Origin of the sequence: Kitasatospora sp. NPDC050543, from assembly GCF_044457565.1 — a bacterium.
Lineage (GTDB): Bacteria > Actinomycetota > Actinomycetes > Streptomycetales > Streptomycetaceae > Kitasatospora.
Window position 1 is genome coordinate 136692 of the sequence record NZ_JBITGZ010000018.1, and the last position, 20880, is coordinate 157571.

At 75.0% G+C, this 20880-nt stretch carries 17 protein-coding genes and 1 tRNA gene; 8 read left to right on the top strand and 10 right to left on the bottom strand.

Annotation, left to right across the window (positions count from 1 at the left end; translation table 11 throughout):
- Positions 1-44: 44 nt before the first annotated feature.
- Positions 45-578 (top strand): DUF3995 domain-containing protein, encoded by a 534-nt coding sequence (locus tag ACIBH3_RS22590; RefSeq protein ID WP_396313830.1) that lies wholly within the window; start codon positions 45-47, stop codon positions 576-578.
- A gap of 206 nt (positions 579-784) precedes the next feature.
- Here ACIBH3_RS22590 and ACIBH3_RS22595 read toward each other — a convergent pair whose 3' ends face one another.
- Together ACIBH3_RS22595 and ACIBH3_RS22600 are read right to left on the bottom strand one after the other, a co-directional pair.
- Positions 785-1267, bottom strand: a complete 483-nt coding sequence (locus ACIBH3_RS22595) for a hypothetical protein (protein ID WP_396313831.1) — start codon at positions 1265-1267, stop codon at positions 785-787.
- A gap of 144 nt (positions 1268-1411) precedes the next feature.
- Complete coding sequence (locus ACIBH3_RS22600) at positions 1412-2344, bottom strand: hypothetical protein (RefSeq protein WP_396313832.1); 933 nt, start codon at positions 2342-2344, stop codon at positions 1412-1414.
- Between the two features lie 34 nt (positions 2345-2378).
- On the opposite strand from ACIBH3_RS22600, the gene ACIBH3_RS22605 reads away from it, so the two are divergent.
- From ACIBH3_RS22605 to ACIBH3_RS22620, 4 genes are all read left to right on the top strand, one after another.
- Positions 2379-2990, top strand: coding sequence for a GNAT family N-acetyltransferase (locus ACIBH3_RS22605; RefSeq protein ID WP_396313833.1), 612 nt, complete (start codon positions 2379-2381; stop codon positions 2988-2990).
- A 180-nt stretch (positions 2991-3170) separates the two neighbouring features.
- Positions 3171-3908, top strand: coding sequence for a sensor domain-containing protein (locus tag ACIBH3_RS22610; RefSeq protein ID WP_396313834.1), 738 nt, complete (start codon positions 3171-3173; stop codon positions 3906-3908).
- A gap of 186 nt (positions 3909-4094) precedes the next feature.
- Positions 4095-4967: a hypothetical protein gene (locus ACIBH3_RS22615; protein ID WP_396313835.1), complete on the top strand. Its 873-nt coding sequence runs from the start codon at positions 4095-4097 to the stop codon at positions 4965-4967.
- The gene (locus ACIBH3_RS22620) at positions 4960-5622 is read left to right on the top strand and encodes a tyrosine-protein phosphatase (RefSeq protein ID WP_396313856.1); all 663 of its coding nucleotides are present in this window, start codon (positions 4960-4962) and stop codon (positions 5620-5622) included. The genes ACIBH3_RS22615 and ACIBH3_RS22620 overlap by 8 nt, the downstream gene beginning before the upstream one ends.
- Before the next feature lie 66 nt (positions 5623-5688).
- Here the strand turns inward: ACIBH3_RS22620 and ACIBH3_RS22625 are convergent, their stop codons facing one another.
- The 8 genes from ACIBH3_RS22625 to ACIBH3_RS22660 all read right to left on the bottom strand — a co-directional run bounded on the left by ACIBH3_RS22625 (position 5689) and on the right by ACIBH3_RS22660 (position 15778).
- Positions 5689-6819 carry a hypothetical protein gene (locus ACIBH3_RS22625; RefSeq protein ID WP_396313836.1) on the bottom strand — a complete coding sequence of 377 codons (1131 nt, stop codon included), beginning with the start codon at positions 6817-6819 and terminating at the stop codon, positions 5689-5691.
- A gap of 392 nt (positions 6820-7211) precedes the next feature.
- Positions 7212-8057 (bottom strand): hypothetical protein, encoded by an 846-nt coding sequence (locus tag ACIBH3_RS22630; RefSeq protein ID WP_396313837.1) that lies wholly within the window; start codon positions 8055-8057, stop codon positions 7212-7214.
- A gap of 209 nt (positions 8058-8266) precedes the next feature.
- A tRNA-Met gene (locus ACIBH3_RS22635) sits at positions 8267-8340 on the bottom strand.
- A 15-nt stretch (positions 8341-8355) separates the two neighbouring features.
- Positions 8356-9732, bottom strand: a complete 1377-nt coding sequence (locus tag ACIBH3_RS22640; protein WP_396313838.1) for a PrsW family intramembrane metalloprotease — start codon at positions 9730-9732, stop codon at positions 8356-8358.
- Between the two features lie 126 nt (positions 9733-9858).
- Positions 9859-10689 (bottom strand): tRNA (guanosine(46)-N7)-methyltransferase TrmB, encoded by an 831-nt coding sequence (trmB, locus tag ACIBH3_RS22645; RefSeq protein ID WP_396313839.1) that lies wholly within the window; start codon positions 10687-10689, stop codon positions 9859-9861.
- Positions 10690-10813: 124 nt separating this feature from the next.
- Positions 10814-12049, bottom strand: coding sequence for an L-2-hydroxyglutarate oxidase (gene lhgO / locus ACIBH3_RS22650; RefSeq protein ID WP_396313840.1), 1236 nt, complete (start codon positions 12047-12049; stop codon positions 10814-10816).
- A gap of 95 nt (positions 12050-12144) precedes the next feature.
- Complete coding sequence (locus tag ACIBH3_RS22655; RefSeq protein WP_396313841.1) at positions 12145-13788, bottom strand: TROVE domain-containing protein; 1644 nt, start codon at positions 13786-13788, stop codon at positions 12145-12147.
- Positions 13789-14350: 562 nt separating this feature from the next.
- Positions 14351-15778: an MFS transporter gene (locus tag ACIBH3_RS22660; protein ID WP_396313842.1), complete on the bottom strand. Its 1428-nt coding sequence runs from the start codon at positions 15776-15778 to the stop codon at positions 14351-14353.
- A 1155-nt stretch (positions 15779-16933) separates the two neighbouring features.
- Here ACIBH3_RS22660 and ACIBH3_RS22665 point away from each other — a divergent pair.
- From ACIBH3_RS22665 to ACIBH3_RS22675, 3 genes are all read left to right on the top strand, one after another.
- A complete protein-coding gene (locus tag ACIBH3_RS22665; RefSeq protein WP_396313843.1) occupies positions 16934-19264 on the top strand; it encodes an asparagine synthase-related protein in 2331 nt (776 codons plus the stop codon).
- Between the two features lie 131 nt (positions 19265-19395).
- Complete coding sequence (locus ACIBH3_RS22670) at positions 19396-19947, top strand: universal stress protein (RefSeq protein WP_396313844.1); 552 nt, start codon at positions 19396-19398, stop codon at positions 19945-19947.
- A 182-nt stretch (positions 19948-20129) separates the two neighbouring features.
- The gene (locus ACIBH3_RS22675; RefSeq protein WP_396313845.1) at positions 20130-20825 is read left to right on the top strand and encodes a DsbA family oxidoreductase; all 696 of its coding nucleotides are present in this window, start codon (positions 20130-20132) and stop codon (positions 20823-20825) included.
- Positions 20826-20880 lie beyond the last annotated feature (55 nt).

A 20880-nucleotide genomic window follows, 5' to 3' on the forward strand; every position in this document is an offset into this window, starting at 1 on the left:
GTAGTGGGCCCGCCGGGCTTTGGAAGAGATCTCGGGGGAACGCCATGGGGACGACGGCAGCACGACGCGGACGGCGGCACGGTTGGGCGGGGTACGTCGCCGCGGCGGCGGCCCTCGCGTACGCGGCGCCGCACTTCTGGTGGGGCGCCGGGATCGGCGCCACCTTCCCCGGCGACTTCGCCGAGGCCCCGCACGGCACTTGGGAGGCGGCGATCGGCTACTGGGGAATGGGCGGCGTCGCGGTGCTCGGCGCGGTCGTCGCGCTCGCCCTGGTCCGGCCGTGGGGCCGCCGGCTTCCACGCCGTCTGCTCGCCGTTCCGGTGGCGATCGCCTCGGTGGCCATGACGCTCTGGGGCTTCACCTACTTCGCCCTGCAATACCTGCTCGCCGCCGAACGGGTCGTCTCCGCTCCGGCCTTCGCCGCCAAGGACGCGCACCCGCAGGCCGCTTGGGGGCTCTTCTGGTACGCGCTGTTCGTGACATGGGGCGTCATGCTCGGCGCCGCCGCCTGGAACCGTCTTCGCGGCGGGCGCATCCGTTGCGCGTGCGGCCAAGGCGCCGTAGCGCCGACCGGTTGAGGATCGAGGGGGACTCGCGGGCAACGGACGATCTGACGGACGCCCGCTGGCGGACCTGGGCGGAGCCCCGGCACGCCGGGCTGGTGACGCGCTACCGGCCGGAGCCCGCGCGACTGCCGCCGCTGCCGCATGCCGCTCGGAGCGGAGCCGGGAGTTCAAGGAGCGAGCCCGGCCCACTCCTTGAACTCTTCTACCGCAGCTGCGCCTCAGGCGGCGATCTTGCCGGCGGCCAGGAGGGCGTTCAGGGAGGTGCGCTGGACGTAGGTCAGCATGCCGATGGTGATGGCGGCCATCGCCACGGCCATGGCGAGGTGCGCGAGCACCGAGGTGGCGGCCAGGCCGACCGCCGTGAGCAGCAGGTGGCTGCCGATGCGCAGGCCGACCAGGGTGAAGGCGACCTTGCGGGTGCCCTTGCCGCGCCACATCAGCTTGGCCAGCTTGAGGCGGCTGCGGAGCATCGTCAGCGAGACTGCGATGTTGGCCACGATCAGCGCCACCAGCGCCGGCCAGGCCGCCGGGAAGGCGTTCAGCAGGTCGAAGGCGCCGGCCACGACCGCCTCGAAACCGAAGAACCAGGTCGGCAGCCGCAGCTCCGCGACGGTCGGGACCGGCTCGGCGGCCGGGGCCCCAGTGGCGTCGGCGTCGGCGTTGGTGGCGGTGGCCTTGCCGAGCTTGATCGTGGCGTTCATCGGATTCCCCCGTGTGTCTCGCCCGGCCCTCGCGCCCATCGCCCCCGCCGGTGGCACCAGTCTGCCGCTCGGGGCGTGCCGTCCGGCAGCGGCGGGGGTCACCTCTCCGGCATGACAGATGTCATCCCGTCAGCCCGGTCGGGCTCACTCCTCGCGGGCCTCAGTGGCCTCAGTGACCTCGCCGGCCCCGGTGTACTCGGGCTCATCCGGCGGGAGCTGCGAGAGGTACGCGTTGATCTCCTCCGGGCCCGGCTCGGGCGCCAGCTCCGGGTACTCCGCCGCCAGCAGCTGGGGCAGCCCGGGCACCGTCCACTCGCCGTACAGCTCCAGCGCCGCGGCCCCGGCCGCCGCCTCGAAGGACTCGAAGTCCCCGGCCAGTTCCTCGGGCATCGGCAGGCCAAGCGCGTTCAGCTCCGCCAGATTGCGGTAGCTGCGCTGCATCAGCCCGTTCTCCAGCAGCATTCGCGCGCCGTCGGTGGCCATCCCGACCGACAGCAGCCGGGCCGGCCCCCAGCCGCCGTCACCGTCGACCCGGTCCAGCAGGCCCGCGCTCTCCAGGTCCTCGTACACCGCCAGCCGCTGCTCGGGCGCCAGCTCCAGGAAGCCGTCCAGCCAGCCCCGGACCGCCGTCAGGTCCGCGACGTCCACCCCGTCCGCCCGCAGCAGCAGCGTGTACAGCCGGGGCCAGGTCACCAGGTCCGCCCGGCGCAGCAGCCCGGCCGCGACCTCGCCCTGCCACTCGGCCTCCGCGTGCAGCCGCTCCTGCCGCTTGGCGTTCAGCCGCTTCGCCGCCCGCTGGTGGTCGATCAGCAGCCGTACGGCCGCGCCGTACGCCAGCGGGTCCTCCTCGGGGGCCGGCTGGACGTACAGGTACAGCCGCTCGTACAGCAGCTGTTCCAGCACCGGGGAGGTCAGCTCCGGCCAGCCGTCGTGCAGCCTGCCGTCGCCCAGCTCCAGCAGCGTCAGCACCGCCCGCAGCGGGCCCTCGGCCACCGGCTCGCGGCCGTTGTCCGCCGCCCAGGCGAGCAGCTCGGCGGTCCGGGTACGTGGGGCGAGCCGCAGGTCATCGTCGTTCATGTTACGAACCGTAGCCGCTGTAGGGTCGGCAGACATGGTCCCCGTACAGCTCACCGGCCCGCGCCTGGCCATCCGAGAGTTCCACCACACCCCCGGCGACGTGGACGGACTGCACTCCGTCTTCGGCGACCCGGAGACCGCCCGGTACCTCCCGTTCGAGGCCCGTGACCGCGAGACCTGCGCCGACCAGATCGAGCTGTACCTGGAGGAGGCCCAGAAGGACCCGCGGACGGTCTACCGGCTCGCCGTCACTCTGCGCGAGGACGGCGACGACGTCCCACCGATCGGCAACGCCGTGCTCGGCATCGAGGGCCGGCGGGCCGCCTTCATCGGCTACGCGCTGCGCCGCGACACCTGGGGGCGCGGCTACGCGAGCGAGATCACCCGGCTGCTCTGCGGTTTCGGCTTCGAGACCCTCCGGCTGCACCGCCTCGCCGCCCGGGTGGACCCGGCCAACACCGCTTCCTCCCGCGTCCTGACGAAGGCCGGCTTCCAGTTGGAGGGGCGCATCCGACACGACCTCTACCTTCGCGACACCTGGCACGACGCGCTCCAGTACTCGCTGCTGGAGGACGAGTGGGAGCAGGTGAAGCACCAGGCGGTGGAGCAGGCGAGCGGACCCGGGCCCGGGCCGGACGCGGACTGAGCGTGGACCGACCGCACGGACCGACGGCACGGACCGACGGCAGGCCGGCTCGGCTCGGTTCGGCCAGGGGGTTATCCCCACCCCCGATCCGCCAGGGAGCCGGATGCCCCTGACGGCCCCGCACTGGCACCTTTGACTGGTCAGCAGAACCAGCAGGACCACGAGGGACCGAGGCCGGGCATGAGCAGCAGCGCGCAGCAGAGCGAGTACGGCTCCTACGACGACGACCACTACGACGCCCGCCGGCCGGCCGCCACCTTGCACCGCCCCGGCCGTCCCGGCCTCTGGCGGGCCCCGTTCGCCGCCGAGACCTTTGGCGAGATCCGCTTCGCGCTCACCGGTCTGCCGGTCGCCACCGCCGGCTTCGTCTTCGCCGTCACCCTGTTCAGCTTCGGCCTGAGCACCGTCGTCACCGTCATCGGCCTGCCGGTGCTGGCCGTGCTGCTGAGCGGGGCGCGTGCCTTCGCGGCGCTGGAGCGCGCCCGGGCCCGGACCATGCTCGGCCTGGACGTCCCCGGCCCGGCGCCCGTCCGCAGTGCGCGTCCGGGGTTCTGGGGCGGCGTCGTCGACCGGCTCTCGGACGCGGCCGGCTGGAAGGCCGTGCTCTACCAGGTGATCACGTTCCCCTGGGCCGTCCTCAGCTTCGTCGTGACGCTGGACTTCCTGCTGCTCGGCTGGGCCATCGCCGCCTACCCGCTCTACCACTGGGCCTACGCCCGCTTCACCCCGTGGGCGGGGCTCAACCTCTTCGACTACACCGACTCCGCCGGCGGGCACCACGAGTACGTCATCACCTCGCCGCTCCAGATCGCGGGTGTGTCCGCCTTCGGCTTCCTGCTGGTCTTCCTGACCCCGTTGCTCGTCCGCGGGCTGAACGGCGTCAACCGGTGCGCGATCCGGGGCCTGCTGAGCCGCTGACCCCCTCGTCCGGCGCCCTGCCGGGCCCGCGCCGTTCCCGATCCCGTCCCACCTCCCCGCTCCCACCCTTCCCGCGCTCCCACCCCCCGGTTCCCGCCGTGCCCGCTCCGGCCGCCCCCGGATGCGGGCCGGCTGCACCCGTGTTCGGATGTCCGACGTACCGTCGCCGCGCCGCCCGGAGCCGACATGGCCGCCCAGGACATCCTGATCACCTCCCGCCCGCTCGACGAGTACTGCGCCCTCTTCGGCCTCACCCGCGCGCGGCTCGCCGCCCTCACCGGTCCCGTCCTGGACTGCCCGGGCGGCGCCGCCGGCCTCGCAGCCGAGGCCCGCGCCCTCGGCTGCCACGTGATCGCCACCGACCCCGCGTACGCCCTGCCGCACGAGGTGCTCGCCGCCCGCGCCGTCGCCGGGCGGGACGCGATGGCCGCCGCCATGCACCGCACCCCGCAGCACTTCCAGCGGCCCCGCGATCTGCCGTACGACCGCTACCTGCGCAGCTGGGACCGCGCCCGGCAGCTGTTCGCCGCCGACACCGCCCAGCACCCCGAGGCCTACGTGGCCGCCGCCCTGCCCCGGCTCCCCTTCGCGGCCGGCACCTTCGCGCTCACCCTCAGCTCGTTCCTGCTCTTCGCCTACCCGCAGTCCTTCACCCCCGCCCAGCAGCTCGCCGCGCTGCTGGAACTCGCCCGGGTCACCGCGCCGGACGGCGAGGTGCGGATCCACCCCCTGCACGACGGCACCGGCCGCCGCTCCCCCCGGCTCGACGGGCTGCGCCACGCCCTCGGGGCGCACCGGGTCGCCAGCGAGATCCGCAGCTTCCCGCGCCCCGGCGACGGCCGGACCCGGCGCGTGCTGGTCCTCAGATCCGCCGGTCACCGGCGCCGCCGAGCCGATAGCGTGTCGGCTCATGGAGAACTCAGCGCCCACGGAGAGTTCGGCACCCACGGAGCGTTCGGCACCCACGGCGACATCCACGGGCACGGCCACCGCCCACCCCTTCGCGGCGTCAGGCGCCCACCGACTGCTGGAGATAGCGGGTGTCCGCAACATCCGTGACGTCGGCGGCTTCACCACCACCGACGGATCCACCGTCCGCACCGGACTGCTCTACCGCTCGGCCTGGCTCGCCGACCTCACCCCCGAGGGCGCCCGGGCGCTCACCAAACTCGGCGTACGCACCGTGCTGGACCTGCGGGACCTGCGGGAGATCGACCGCTGGCCGGACCGCCTGCACGACCTCGCGGCCACCACCGCCCACCACCCGATGCTCCCGCAGGGCGGCGCGGACCACTACGGCAAGCCGCTCGCCGAGGCGTACCGGCTGATCACCGACACCGCCGCCGACTCCCTGCCCGCCCTGCTGCGCCGGCTCGCCGGGGACGAGACGCTGCCCGCGCTGCTGCACTGCGCGGTCGGCCGCGACCGGACGGGGATCGCCGTCGCGGTCCTGCTCGGCGCGCTCGGCGTCCGTGACGAGGACATCGTCGACGACTACCTGCTCTCCAACCTGGGCCTGGGCGTGCTGGACGGCCCGCAGGAGTACGTGGACGCGCACGGCGTGACCCGATTGACCGACGTGGTCGGCGCCGAGCTGATCACCGGGGCCCTGGCGGTCCTGCGTGAACGCCACGGCTCTGGCACCGGGTTCCTCGCCGCGAACGGCTTCGGCGCGGACGACCTCGCCGCGCTGCGGGCCCGCTTCCTGGCCTGACCGCCTGACCGCCTGACCGCCTGACCGCCTGACCACCTGCCTGACCCGCCCGGCCGGCCCGCCCCGTCAGCCGCCTTGGCCCGCCTGCTCGGGCGCGGGCTGGCGGGGCACCGTCGGCGCGGGCTCCGGTTCGAGCCGGGCCAGGATCTTCTCCGCCAGCCAACTCCGGTCCGAGCCGTACGGGATGCCCTCGGGTGCCATCAGCTGTGCCGCGACGGCGTCGCGCAGCCTGCGCCACTGGCCGGTGGCCAGCAGGGAGAGCAGCCCGCGCGCGGCGAGCAGCGCGTGGTACTGCTCGAAGCCGGAGCGTGGCCGCTCGATCGCGTCCAGGATGCTGTCGAGGTCTGCCAGCGCCGGATCGCCCTGCATCAGCGCGAGCGCCTGGATCCGCCGACCCTCGGAGCCATCGGTGAACAGCTCGCGCACCTGGTCGGCGGTGAGTGCGGAGCGCCGCGCGGTGGAGCGGACCTCGGCGACGACGTTCTCGGGCGTCGCGGACACACTCGGTGGCAGCTGGCTGCGGACGGTCTCCGGGTGGTCGGCGCTGGCGCCCAGCAGGCCGAGGTGCTGCATCGCGCGCACCCGCAGGTCGTCCGCGCCGACCTTGTCGCCCTTGCGGTCACGGTCCTGCCCGGCGAGGAAGAGGTCCAGTGCGTGGTCGGCGTCCGACAGCGCCCGCGGCAGCAGCAGCCGGGTGGCCAGCCAGCCGGCCAGGAACCCGAACACCAGGAAGTACAGCACCAGCGCGGCCGAGAACGACTCCGCCCCCGGGCCGCCGCCCAGCGCCGGGGCCAGCGCCGACCCCAGCTGGTGCAGCCGCTCGCCCAGCGAGCCGAGCTGGGTCAGGCCCACCCCGAGCAGCACCTTGGTCAGCCAGTCGGAGACCTGCTCCAGGTTGGTGTTCGGCAGGTACGAGCGCTGCGCGCCGGCCGCCGCACCTCCGGCCGCCGCACCGCCGGGGCCCTCGGCCGCGGCCTTCAGTCGCGGGATGCCGAACAGGAAGCCGAGCGCCGCACCGAGCACCGTCGCCGCGCCGGCCGCCATCACGCCGCCGCCGAGCGCCAGGAGCGGATGCTCCCGCTCCAGCGAGAACAGCAGCAGACCGAGCGACCCGACGCCGAGCAGCGCCGCCGCTCCCACCCGCTGAGCCGTCCGCAGCACCGCCGCCGCGCCCCCGGCCACCCCTGCCCCCGCCATCGCCTACCCCCTGTGCCGCTTTGAACGCTCGCAGCGACTGTACCCGGACCGGCCGTACCGGAACCGGAACCAGCAGCGGCGCAGGCGCGGACAACGCCCGCGCCGGCGTCCGGACATACAGACGGCCCGTGGGCTGTTCCTGGACGCTTGGCCTCCGCGGGGGCCAGGCGCCGAGGCACCGGGGATGTTCCGGTGAGCCCACGGGCCGGGTGACTGCTGGGAATTCGCCTGCCTCAGGAGGCCATGAGCCTCGCCTGCACAGGCAGGGGCGGCTCTAGCGAGCAGCCACCTCACACATCCTGACGGTACTCAACCAGGATCACCTCCTTTCAGTGTGCTGCCACGATAGGCATGCCACCTCGGGGAGGGCAACGGATTTACCGAGGGTGCTCTCAGACAGACTTGAGCTTCTGCTTGAACACCGACCCGTCGATGACGTTGTCGGCCGGCGGGGCCTGGACGGCGACCGGCTTGTCGAAGTCGCCGAAGGTCATCTGGGAGTCGGCGCCCTGCTGCATGGTCAGCAGGTACGGCTTGCCCTCGGCGGCGACCTGCATGGTGCTGGCCGAGCCGTCGGCGTTGGTCACGGTGAGGCCGAAGCTCTTCTTGCCGTCGGCGGTGCCGGCGGTGCCCTTGGCCCACTTGTCGCCCGCCTCGCTGGGGTCCTCCTTCATGATCGCCGTGGCCAGCCCGCAGATCATGCTCTCCTCGGCGGTGTCCGTGCCGTTCTTGCCCTTGCCCTCGGTGAGGTAGCGGCCCTTGAAGAGCTCGGCGATCATGGCGCCGGCCTTCGGGTTGCCACCCTGCTCGGCGAGCGCCTTCCAGTAGGCGGCGTCCGGCTTGACCCAGGTCTGGTCCGGGGTCTGGATGACCTCGAAGCTGCCGCCCTTCTCGCTGCCCATGGTGCCGACGCAGTTGCCTGCCTTGTCGGCGGCCAGGTTGAACTTCATGTCCGAGCCGTCGACGGTGACGTGCCCGACGACCTTGAGGGAGGCGAGACCGTGCATGGCGGCGACGGCCTGCTTCGAGATCTCGTCCGCGCTGAGCGTGTCGAACGCCAGGCCGGCCGGTGTGGTCGGCGTCGGGGTGGGCGTGGCGGTCGGCGTGGCGGCCGCGGTCGCCGCTGCCGTCGTCGGGGCTGCGGCGGCGCCCTTCTCCTCGTCGCCGTTGCAGGCGGTGGCGCCCGCCGCGAGGACCACACAGAGCACGGCGGTGTTGACAAGGCGCTTCGAGGGCATGGGGTTCCTTCTCGGTGAGATCGATCGGTGCCACGGCCCAGACCAGCAGGTCAGGCAGCAGGTGGCGGCGATCATTATGCTTTTGCCCGCCCCCTCGAACCCCGGAAATGTGGGGGCGTTATCGCTTTGTACCTTGATCGGTAACTTGGGCCCCGCAGGCATGCAGAAGGCCCGGCAGACGAATCTGCCGGGCCTTCTGTGCTACTGAGTAGCGGGGACAGGATTTGAACCTGCGACCTCTGGGTTATGAGCCCAGCGAGCTACCGAGCTGCTCCACCCCGCGTCGGTAAACACAACACTACGGGGAAGTCGCCCGAATGGGAAATCCGTATCCGCCGGCCTGCGCGCGGTGACGGGCGGTGCGGGCTTTCGCCCAGGCGGCGAAGCAGACCAGGGCGGCGAAGCAGGGCACCATCAGCAGTGCGTACACCAGCAGGAACCCGTTGGTGCCGAGGTCGGCGGCGGCGTTCCAGATGCCGTGCAGGGCCATCGCCAGCAGCAGGCCGGTCGGCGCGGCGATCCTGGCCAGCCAGCGGCGGCCGGTGGTGAGGGCGATGGCGAGGCCGAGGCCGGTGAGCGCGGTGAACAGCGGGTGGGCGAAGGGGGAGAGCAGGCCGCGCAGCAGGAAGGTCTGCACCGTGCTGTCGAAGTCGCGCAGGCTCGGGGTCTCGCCCAGGCCGATGCTGTCCAGCCGCTGCTGCTGGTCGTCACTGAAGGCGCGGCCGAGGTAGAGGGCGTTCTCGGTGAAGGCGAAGCCGCACGCGGTGATCCCGCCCAGCACTATCCCGGCGGCCATGGTGCGTGGTCGGGAGCGGGCGCGTGGGTGGGCGGGCGTGAGCGGGTAGGGGCGCAGGTACGGCAGGGGGCGCAGGTAAGGGCGCAGGCCCGGTGGGCGCCCGGCGAGCGGTACGGCGCGCAGCCCGCCTCGCGCGCCGAAGTGCAGCCGGGCGTAGGAGCGGGCGTGGATACGTGCGTAGATACGCGCGTACGGGCGCCCGTACGGGCGTGGTCGGTTGGCGGGGGCGCACCGGGGGCTGGGGAGCTGGCGCAGCAGCCCGGCGCAGGGGCGCTCGGTGCGGCAGCGCAGTCGGGGGCCGAGCGGGAGCAGGAGCAGCAGCAGGGCCGCGCCCTTGGCGCTCTCCTCGATCAGCGGGGTGGCGAACTCGGCGCCCAGTGTCTCGCCCCTGAGGCCGCCGTGCGTGGTCAGGAACTGGCTCGCCCAGCCGTTGGCGAGGATCGCCACCGTGGTCGCGGCGCAGGCGCCCCAGGCGAGGCAGAACATCAGGTGCCGCATCGGGATCCGGGCGGTCTGGTTGAGCCAGGCCAGCGAGCCCAGCACGAAGGGCAGTGGCAGCAGGGCGAGGCCCAGGCCCACCAGCAGGCCGGTGGTGCCGGTCTGCCGCCGGACCAGGTGCAGGATCAGCACGCCGCAGCCGGTCAGGGCCAGGACGGCGGTGGCGGTGACGGTGGGGACCGCGGGGTGGCGCGCCGGGGGCGCGTCCGCTGGGCCGGGCGCCGCCGGGGGGCGCGCGGGCCGGGGCGTGAGGCGCCCGGCCCGGCGCGTCCGGGGCCCCGGGATGGTGCGGGTGCCGACGGCGCGCGTGGGCGGGTCCTGATCCTCAGCGGCGAGGTGGGGCGCCCACAGGTAGGGCCCGCCGCTGGACGGGCTGCTCACCCGGCACAGGGTAGGTGAAGGACCGCCCCGCGGGGAGCCCCCGGTACGCCGGGTACCGGCCCGGGTGCTTCGGGTGACGGCCCGTGGGCGGGCCCGCGCAGCGGTCGGCGGCGGCTCGGCGGTGGCTCAGCGGCGACGGAACAGCAGGTCGTGGACCACGTGACCCTTGGCGATCCCGGCGCGTTCGAACTTGGTGACGGGCCGCCAGTCGGGCCGCGGCGCGTAGCCGGGGATGCTGCCATCCGGGTGATCGGCGGGCTCCAGCCAGCCGGTGCCGTCGCCCTCGGGGTGCAGGTTCTCCAGCTCCGGGGAGGCGGAGAGCACGTCGAGCATCTGCTCGGCGTACGGTTCCCAGTCGGTGGCGCAGTGCACCAGCGCGCCGGGGGCGAGCCGGGGGAGCACCAGGTCCAGGAAGGACGGCTGGACGAGCCGGCGCTTGTGGTGCTTCGGCTTGGGCCACGGGTCGGCGAAGTAGACCCGCAGGCCGGCCAGCGAGGCGTCGCCGAGCATGTCGCGCAGCAGGATCACGGCGTCACCGGCGGCGAGCCGGACGTTCTTGGAGCCGTCGCGCTCCAGCAGCTGGAGCAGGTTGCCGTGGCCGGGGGTGTGGACGTCGGCCGCGAGGATGCCCGTCGTCGGGTCGGCGGCGGCCATCGCGGCGGTGGTCTCGCCCATGCCGAAGCCGATCTCCAGGGTGACGGGGAGGTCGCCGAAGAGGGCGGGCAGCGAGAGCGGGCTGCCGTCGATCGCGATGCCGTAGTTCTCCCAGCCTCGGTCCAGCGCGCCGGCCTGGGCGTTGGTCATCCGGCCCCGGCGCGGCTGGAAGCTGCGGATGCGCCGCTCGCTGTGCTGGGCCTCGGTGGCCCGGTGCGGGTACATCGGCGCGGGGTACCCCGCCGGTGCGGCGGAGAGCCGGACGGAGGGGGAGGGCTGGGGGATGGGGGCGGTGGCAGTCACAATCGCCCCAGTCTACGGGGGGCCGGGCGGCTGCCCTCGGGCCCGGGCAGGGACTGTGACACAGCTCCCAGCGGGCCCGCCGGAGTGGGAAGTCGGACCGGCCGACCTCCCACTCCGGGCGGCCTCAGCCTCCGGCGGCCAGGGCGGCCAGCGCGCGGCGGGCCACCTCGCGGCCGATCGGCAGGGAGGCGGTGGCGGCGGGCGAGGGCGCGTTGAGGACGTGCACCAGGCGGCGGGTGGAGGCGGGGTCGTCCGGGTCGAAACCGGCGAAGGCGAAGTCGTCGAGCAGCGATCCGTCCCTGGCCACCGCCTGCGCCCGGACGCCCGCCGCGGCCGGCACCAGGTCGGCGGCGGTGACGGCGGGCAGCAGCCGCTGGACGGCGGTGGTGAACGCCCGCTTGGAGAGCGAGCGGTGCAGCTCACCGACCTCGTAGCGCCAGTGCCTGCGGGCGAGCCGCCAGCTGCCGGGGAAGGCGAGGGTGGTGGCCAGGTCGCGGGGGCGGACGGTGCGCCAGTCGTACCCCTCGCGGGCGAGCGCGGGCACCGCGTTGGGGCCGACGTGCACATCCCCGTGGATGCCCCGGGTGAGGTGGACGCCGAGGAAGGGGAACGCCGGGTCGGGCACCGGGTAGACCAGGGCGCGCACCAGATGGCGGCGCTTCTCGGCCAGCTCGTAGTACTCGCCGCGGAACGGGACGATCCGCACGCCGGGGTCGTCCCCGGCCAGCCGGGCGACGCGGTCGCTGTGCAGCCCGGCGCAGTTGACCAGCACCGCGCAGCGCAGCTCACCCGCCGAGGTCAGCGCGGTGACGCCGTCCCGGCGGCGGCCGACGGCCCGCAGTTCGGTGCCCGGCTTGAGCACCGCCCCGGCCTCCCGGGCCAGCCGGGCGTACGTCCTGGCGACGGCGGGGAAGTCGCAGATGCCGGTGGTGCCGATGTGCAGCCCGGCCAGGCCCGACACCTCGGGCTCGTACGCGGCGATGCCCGCCGGGTCCAGCTCGGTGACCGGTATCCCGTTCGCGCGCCCGCGCTCGGCGAGTGAGTGCAGCCCGGGCAGTTCGCCGCGGCCGGTGGCGACGATCAGCTTGCCCGTCACCTCGTGCGGGATGCCCTGCTCCCGGCAGAACTCCACCAGCTCGGCCGCGCCTTCGGTGGCGTACCGGGCCTTGAGCGAGCCGGGCCGGTAGTATACCCCGCTGTGGATCACCCCGCTGTTGCGGCCGGTCTGGTGGGCGGCGAAGCCGTCCTCCTTCTCCAGCACCGCGAGCCGCAGGCCCGGCCGGGCCCGGGTGAGCGCGTACGCCGTGGACAGCCCGACGATGCCACCGCCCACCACCAGTACGTCGAAGTCCTGTGCCACCGCTGCCCCTTCGCCGTCCGGACCCCGCCGTCGCGATCCTGCCACGCCGCCGGGGCCCGGTCGAGGGTGCCGTGCGCGCGGCCGGGCAGGGCCGTTCAGCCCACCGGGGCCGGGCTCCGCTCCCACGGCCAGCCGGCGTCCCGGCCCGCCTCCAGCAGCGGGATCAGCCGGAAGGCGGCGTCGCTGAGGCCGCCGAGGGCGTGCCGGTTGCCCGTCCCCGAGGGCATGGCGCCGGCCCGGTAGCCCGCCATGTTCCACATGTAGACCGGGACGTCCCTGGGGATCAGCTCGTCGATGTGGGTCTCCGGCATGCCGCCGTAGTAGCCGTGGCAGTTCGAGGGCAGCCAGCCCGGCCGGGTCTGCTCGTCGGTCACCACGACCACCCGGTCGTGGCCGGCGTAGTGCTGCTTCACGGCGGAGGGGATGTCGGTGCCGTCGATCCGGCCGAACCTCTCGATCAGGCGCAGTGCGCTGCCGCCCCTGGGGACCTCGACCACCTGGCTGGTCATGCCGAACTCGACCAGCGTCGGCGTCTCGGCCCGCAGCGCGAGCGCGGAGCCGAACACGGCGGCCTGCTCGGCGAGCGGGATGTCCGAGGTGTTGCGGGTGGAGAAGCCGTACCCGGGGAACATCGACGGCGACCGGTCGACCAGGATCAGCGTCCGGCCGGGCAGTGCGGGGACGTTGCGCAGCGACAGCGTGAGCGCCTGCTCCAGGGCCTGTGCCCAGCGCAGCGAGGGTGCGTGCTTGTAGGCGGCCCAGTAGCGGAACGGGAACTGCCGCGAGCGGGCGACCTCCGCCGGGTCGGCGATCCGCCGCGCGACCTCGGCCGCCACTGCGTCCGGCACCCCGGCGTGGTCGAAGTTGCGCAGGTTGCGGACCAGCGCCATCGTCCCCATCGAGGGGATGACGGCCTGCCAGACGGCGGCGTCCAGCGGGCCCTGCAGCCACCCGGCCAGCGCCTCCCAGGTCAGCCCGGCCGCGGCGAGCCGCTCGGGGCCGCCCTCGGCCGTCACGGCCGCCCGGCGCTCGCCGACCGGCAGCGCGAGCAGCGCGCGGTTGGCGCTCAGCACCCGGTCGCCGGCCGGCGGCACGGCCTCGTCGGGGTGGTGGCGGCGGTCCAGGGCGTACTTGAAGAGCTCGCCCTGCCAGGGCTTCGCCGGGTCCGGCGAGGGGTGGGTCAGCTCCAGGACGTCGCCGAAGCGGTAGCCCTTGGAGGCGGTGTCGTACTTGAGCAGCGCGCGGCCGTGGTAGAGCCGGCGGACGGCGTCGGCGATGCCGCGCTTGAGCGGCTGCGGCAGGCTGCGGCCGTACCGGGAGGTCCAGTACGCGAGCAGCTCGCCGGGCTCGTCGGGGCGCTGGAGCACCGCGTCGACGGCCTGCCGGGAGAAGCCGGGTGCCTTGGCGTCGAGCCGGGCCCGGGTGAACTCGGCGGCGCCGACCAGCGCCGCGGTGCGCAGCCCGCCCTCGGTGCGCAGCCAGCGGAGCAGGCCGAGCGTCCACCCGGGGTCGGCGACGGCGAGCTCGCGGACCAGCGAGGTGTAGCGGTCGTCGCGCTCGCCGCCCCGCTCGTAGAAGGTGTCCTGGCCCACGAGATTGGCGACGGCGAGCAGGAAGAGTTCGGACTTGCCCTCGCGCAGGAACCCGGTGCCGCCCTCGCGGGTGGCGGTGCGCTGCCCGGTGGTGGTCACGGGCGAGGCCGGAGCCGGGCGGGCCCGGCGGTTGTTGAAGCGCGACATGGTGAAGTCCCCCTGCTGACTGCTGACTGCTGAAGAAGGGGAAGGCGTGGCGCGGTGCGGTGTGCCCGAGATCGGGCCGGCCACGGGCCGGCTGTCGGTGGAGGTACATGTCGCGCGCTCTACCGTTGAGCTACCGGCGGCAGTCGCCTGCCGCCGCCCGGGATTCGAACCCGGAACAACGTGATCCCAGAAGTAACCCCCGCCTGCGCACCGGGCACACCGGCGCCATCGCCTCCCGAGATCAAGGTGGCGGCGGTCGTTGTGCTTCTGCTTCACCGCGCCGGTGAGGGCGCTCCACGGAGTAACCGCTGCCTACGCACCGGGAGGTGCGGAACTGCTGTTCGGATGTCTGATGTCCAGAGATCAAGGTCGGCTGAGGTGACAAAGCTGCTCTGGACCGCTGAGCTACACCGGCCTGGAGCCGGTGACGGGATTCGAACCCGCGACCTGCCCAATTAGGAGTTGGAAGTAACCTCTGCCTGCGCACCTGGACAGGAAGGACGATAGCCAGTGCGCGCCCGCACCCGCATCCGAATTACCTGGCCCCGGCCCGGTCGGCCGGTCAGGCGGGGGCGACCAGCATCGAGCGGGCGCGCTCGGTGAGTTCGCGGACCCGGCGCTCGCCCTGGAACGGCTCCAGCCGGCGGAGCATCTCCACCACGTACTCGCGGCTGCGCTGGGAGGAGATCCGGCCCGCCACCTCGACGGCGCGCTCGCCCGCCGCCACCGCCGCGTCCAGGTCGCCGGCCTCGGCCTCGGCCATCGCGGAGACCACCAGCCGCAGCCCGTGCGAGCGGACGTAACCCTCGGTCGGACGGGCCAGGGCCTCGCGGGTGAACTGGCGGACCTTGGCCGGCACGCCGAGGTCGCGGAAGCATTCGGCGGCGTCGGCGGCCAGCCGGTGGTAGGCGTAGAAGTCGATCCACGCCGGATCGGGATCCCCGGCGCGCGCCCGTTCAAGTGCGCTCTCCGCCGCGCCGAGCGCCGTCGCGCACGCCGCCGCATTGCGGGCCTTGGCCTGGGCCCTGGCCTCCACCAGGTGGAAGAAGCTCATCGTCCGGGCCGTCGCCAGCCCCCGGTTGCGCTCCAGGGCCGCCTGCGCGAGGTCCACCGCCTCCTCCGCGAAGCCCCGGTAGCCCGCCTGCAGGCTCATCGAGGCCAGTACATACCCGCCCAGCGGCACGTCGGCCGCCGCCCGGGCCAGGCGCAGGGCCTGGATGTAGTACCGCTGCGCCGCCTCGTGCTGTCCGGTGTCGAAGGCCATCCAGCCGGCCAGCCTGGTCAGTTCGGCCGTCGCGCCGAACAGCGCCCGGCCGACCGCGTCGCTGTACGAGGCCAGCAGCAGCGGCGCCGCCTCCACCCGCAGGCACTCCGGCACCATCGACGAACGCCAGTCCCCGCCACCGTACTTGGAGTCCCAGTGCCGGGCCTCGTGGGCCGCCTCGCGCAGCTTGGCGGCGTCCGAGTGGCCCACCCGGTACGAGCCCGGGTCGGCCGTCGTACGCGGCGCCTCACGGGCCACCGAGCCGTCCGCCGGGGTGATCAGCCAGCGTGAGACGGGCGTCGCGTACGCGGAGACCGAGAACGTCCCGGCCAGGCTGTCGCTCCAGCGTCCGCCGCCGGAGCCGCGCCGAAGGTCGAGGTCCACCCGCCACAGGTCGGTGGCCGAACGCACGGCCTCGGAGACCTCGCGCGGGAACGCCAGGCCGAGCTCCGGCGTCGGGTCGGTGTCGCCGAGCCCGATCTCCTCCAGCGGCACGGGCCGCCCGAGCTTGCCGCCGATCGCGGTGGCGATCAGATGCGGCACCGGACCCTGCGGCACCATCCCCTTGCTGACCCAGCGGGCCACCGAGGTCTTGTCGTAGCGAAGCGTCAACCCGCGCTGCGCACCGAGGTCGTTGACCCGTCGGGCCAGGCCGGCGTTGCTGATCTGGGCGAGGGACAGGAGCGTGCCGAGCCGTTCGTTCGGTCCACGTGGGCTGACGGTCATGGTGGCGGCGGCACCTCCTGCGGCGTTGTGCCCGGAACCCGGGCTGGGTCGGGCCGTGGCTGCTGTACCTAGAGTAGTCGGACGCGTTCCGAGGGTTAAGGGTCCGCATTCCGGATGGCGAGATCGTGCACCCGGGCCGATCGCGGTCGGCAGGGCGCGTCGGGGGGCGGGGGCGCCCGCCGAGCCGTGTGCCGGAGTGGTGTGCTCCGGTCCTGTGTCGATGTGCGCCCGGCCGTGCTCCCTGGCCCGACCGGCAGGTGGGCGATTCGCTGGTGCCTGTGGGTCGGCCCGCCGTCGAGGACCCGGCGGGTCGGGGGAACCGCTGCCTCGATCCCCGCGGGCGGCGGTGAAGTCCGGGAGGGCATGCGGATGCCCTCCCGGGCCTTGCGACGCCTTTCGGCCATTTTGCGATGGCCATGACATGGCGCCGCGGCGGGCGGTCCGGGCCGAGGAGGGGGAGGTCCGGGCCGCCCGGGCCCGCCGTTGCGGCGGGCCCGGAGCGCGGTCGGGCGCGGCTGAGCGGTGGTTGAGGGCGGCCGAGGGCGGCCCGGACGGCGGGCGGACCGCCCCGTGGACCACCCGGTGACCCCTGGCGGACCTCGCTGTGGACCTGGGTGGGCCGACCGGTGGACGGGCGGGTGCGCCGCGGTGGGCGGCCGCCACCGGGCAGGGCGGGGGTGCTCACACCTGCTCGCCTCAGGAATCCGACCCCGCAACTCCGGTCACGCGAGGCCGATCCGGTGGCACGATGTCTCCTGACGGTGTGCCGGATCACAGCGGACAGCCGCCGAACGGGCAGGTGCGACCGGGTGTGCCCGGCGGGTACGGCGAGCCGGGCGAGCCCCGGAGCGGCTCCGCGGGCGGGCTCCGCGGGCGGCACCGGAAGGCTCCCCCGCCACTGCCCGCCGGTCGGCCGACCGCCTGCGGACGGCTCCCCGGTGGACGGCTCCGGCGGACGACCGCCCGGTGGACGACCCGACGGTAGGCCCCGGCCTCCCCGGCGGTGATCGCTCGATCGGGTGAACTTCGACCGGACGGTTACTGCCCGCCGGAGGTCCCCTCCTCCGGCAGCCGCCCGCCGGGGCCCGCCTGCCCGACCGGCCGGCCGGGCAGGACGGTGCGCCGGGCTGGAGGTCCCTGGCAGGTGGAGGCGCGATGCGGTGGCTTACGGGCTGGAGCGGGGGCGCCCTCGGCGCTGGAACACCGGCGCGCGAAGCGCCGAGCGCCGTCCGCCCGATCGCCGCGCGCCCCCTGTGGGGCGGCGTCAACCCGCTCTGGGCCGTGGGCGACTGGCGGCCCGACGAGATCCGACTGGTCACCCTTCGCCCGGGCGCCCCGGCCGTGGTCAGTACCGGCCCCACCGCACCCGACCCCGTCGAGGACACCCCCGCCACCACCCGCCTCGCCGTCCTCGGCCACTGCGGAGCCTCCGACGTCGAACTCGCGGCCGGCCTCGCCGCCGCCCGCGGCGGCGCCGTCCGTCACCTCAGCGGCTGGCCCGGCAGCTACACCGTCGTCCTGCGGACCGGCCTGCGCAGCACCCTCCTGCTCACCGACCTGGCCGGCTCGCTGCCCGTCTTCCACACGCCCTGGTACGACGGCACCGCCTACGCCACCGCCGCGCTCCCGCTCGCCGACCTGGTCGGCGCACCGCTGGACACCGGCCACCTGGCCGCCCGGCTGGCCTGCCCGGAGTCACCGGAGGCGCTCGGCACCGGCACCCCGTACCTCGGCGTCCAGCGGGTACCGCCCGGCCATGTGCTCGGCATCCGCGGCGGGCGCCCGTACGTCGCCGCGTACGACGAGAACGACGAGCACGGCGCCGGGCAGCGCCCGCGCGGGGAGGCACCGGCCGTCCGGGAGCTCACCCGCGCGCTGCTGGAGGCCGTCCGCTCCCGGGTCCGCACCCCCGGCCACCCCGCCGGGGTGCCCGCGCCCGCGCCCGCGGCCCGGCCCCGCCTCGGCGTCGACCTCTCGTACGGGACGGCCTCGGCCACCGTCGCGCTGCTCGCCGCCGCCGTGCCGATCGGCCCCGGGCCCGCCGGACCCCGCACCGGGGCCCTGGTGCCGCACCCCGGCCACCGCGTCAGGACGGGTGCCACCAAGGGCTCCTGGGCGCGTGGGCCCGCCGGCGAGCCGAACGAACCGGAGCAGCTCGCGGCCATCACGCTGGCTGAGGTCGAGCTCGGTGCGGATGCCGGTGGGGCCGGTGCCTGTGCGGACGCCGAGGCCGGCGGCGGGGCGGACGCCTGGTCCGCCGCCCCGCACGAGAGCGCGAGCGACGACACCCGCGAGGGGGACGGAGCCGGCCCCGCGGGCGCGCCCCCCACCCCCGAGGCCCTGGTGCCCGGCACCCCCCGGCTGCGGCACACCGTCCTGCCCGCCACCGAGCGGACCCTCCCGTTCGCCGCGCTGGCCGCCGACGCCCCGTCCGGTCCGCTCACCGACGAGCCCGGCCCCGAGCTGATCTCCGCCGCCCGGGCCGAGGCCCGCTTCGAGGCCGGCGGCGCCGACCACCTCACCGGCTACGGCGCCCGCCAGGTACTGGACGGCCACCCGGCCCGCCTCGCCGACCTGATCCGGGCCGGCCGCCCCAGGGAGCTGCTGCCGCCGGTCGCCGCGCTCGCCGCGACCGACCGCGCGGTGGCCGGCGTCCTCGTCGGCGCGCTGCGCACACCCGTGACGGTGCTGCGGGCCGCGCACCGCCTCTCCCGGATCCGCTACGCCGACGCGCTGGACGACGCCGCCGTGAAGCTGACCCTGCGCCACGGCCGCACCGGGGCCGGCGGCGGGGCCGGCACGGCCGGCGCGCACTCCGCCGCCGACCTCGCGTGGTGCGTGCCGGGCCCGGCGGCCCGCTGGCTCTCCGACGACGCGCTGTCCGCGGTCGCGCTGCGCCTGCGGCTGGCCGCCCGCGGACCGGTGCCGAGAGAGCACCCGGGCGCCCGCCGCGCCCGGCACGCCCTGCACCGGCAGGCCGCCGCGTACCGCACGCTGGTCCAGGCCACCGAGCAGCCGGGCCAGCGGCTGCACGCGCCCTTCCTGGACAACCGGGTGGTCCGGGCGGCCCGCCTGCTGCCCGACGAGGTACGGCTCCAGCCCGGCGCCCGGCACGCCCTGCTGCACGCGGTGCTCACCGGCGCCGGCCGCACCGACCTGCCCGCCGACTGGGGCCGCGGCCCCCGGCCGGACCGCGTCGCCCCCGCCCGGGCGGGACTGCGCCGCGCGGCCGACGGGATCGCCGAGCTCTTCGACGATCCGCTGCTCGCCGAGGCGGGCCTGATCGACCTCGCCGCCGTCCGGCAGAGCCTGCGGCAGGCCGCCGATCCGGGCGCCGAACTGCCCCCGGCGGAGCTGGCCGGGCTGGCCGAGCTGGTCTCGACGGAGCTCTGGCTCCGCCGCGTCCGGGCCCGGCGGCACGGCTCCTGCTGGACAGGTCTGCCCCTCGCCGAACGCACCGCCCTCGCGGCGGCCCGCTTCGCGTGAGTCACGGCCGCCACCTCCACGCCGCCCGGCCCTCAAGCCAGCCCGCCCAGCCCAGCCCCCAGCCGCCCGCCCCGCCCGCCGCGGGCGGCGCGGCTCGGGGGAGGGGGCGGGCCGGCGCGGGATCATGGCGGATGCCCCTCCCGCCCCGAAATCCCCTGGAGGCCGTGGTGCCGATCCCGGAGCCGCCCGACCCCGCCGCCCTGCCCGTGTTCGGCGAGTCCCCCGTCGGCGGGCCACCGGGGATCCTGGCGGCCTGCGACGGCTCGGACGGCTCGCTCTGGGCACTCGCCCGGGCGATGACCGAGGCCGAACTGTTCGGGCTCCCGCTGTACGTGCTCGCGGTGGTGAACCCGGCCCCGGCCGGCTACCCGCCGGGGATGGCCGAGCTGGTGCACGAGAGCGTCGAGCGCTTGGTGGAGAGCATGGCGGACGGCCTGCGGCGGGCGACCGCCGCCGTGCAGGGCGCCCGCCCGGCGCCGTACAGGGGCGAGATCTCGCTGCACGTGGTGCTGGGCAACGTCATCGAGGTGCTGCTCGCCGCGACGGTCAAGCAGCACACCCTGGTGGTCGGCACCCGGGGCAACGGCGGCTTCGCCCGGCTGCTGCTCGGCTCGGTGAGTACGGCGGCGGTGCACCACGCGGCCTGCCCGGTCCTGGTGGTCCCGGCGCCGCCGGCCCGCTGACCAGGCCTTTCGTCCACCGAATCCGTCCACCGCAGCCGTTCACCGCAGCCGTCCACCGAAGGCGGCCAGGAACCGGCAGCGGCGACGGGCAGGGGGACGGCCCCGGGTGGCGGGAATGGGCGGAGATGGTTCACCGTTCACCCATTCGGCCCGTTTCGCCCCACCTCAGGAGTCACCCCGTCATGAAGGTCGAGATCTACTCGGACATCGCCTGCCCCTGGTGCTACATCGGAAAGCGACGCTTCGAGCAGGCACTCGCCGGCTTCGAGGGCAGGGCGGACGTCGAGGTGGTCTACCGCCCGTACCAGCTCGTGCCGGACGCCCCCGAGACGGCGACCCCGCACCGCGCCTGGCTGGCCGAGCGCTACGGCCCGCAGTCGGTGGCGATGGACGCCCGGGTGACGGAGCTCGGCCGTGACGAGGGCATCAGCTACGACTTCGACACCGCGCTGCACGTCAACACCCTCCGGGCGCACCGCCTGCTGCACCTCGCCGAGGCGGAGTACGGCGCCGCCGTGCAGGGCGAGCTGAAGGAGCGGCTGCTCAGGGCGCACTTCAGCGAGGGCGTGGACGTCGCGGACGTCGAGCGGCTCACCGAGATCGCGGTCGCCGCCGGGCTGGACGAAGCCCGGGTGGCGGCCTACCTGGCAGGCGACGAGGGCGCCGCCGAGGTGCGGGCGCAGCTGGCGGCCGCCCGGGAGCTGGGCATCAGCGCCGTGCCGACCTTCGTCTTCGAGGGGCGCTGGGCTGTGCAGGGCGGTCAGGAGACCGCGACCTTCCTGCGGGTGCTGGAGCAGGTCGCCGCCGAGACGTCGGGTGCGGCGCCGGTGCCGGCGCAGGCCGAGGCGTCCTGCGCGGACGGCGCCTGCGCCTGCTGACCCGCCCCGCCGTTCTCGTCCCGGCAGTCCCGGCAGTCCCGGCAGTCCCGGCCGC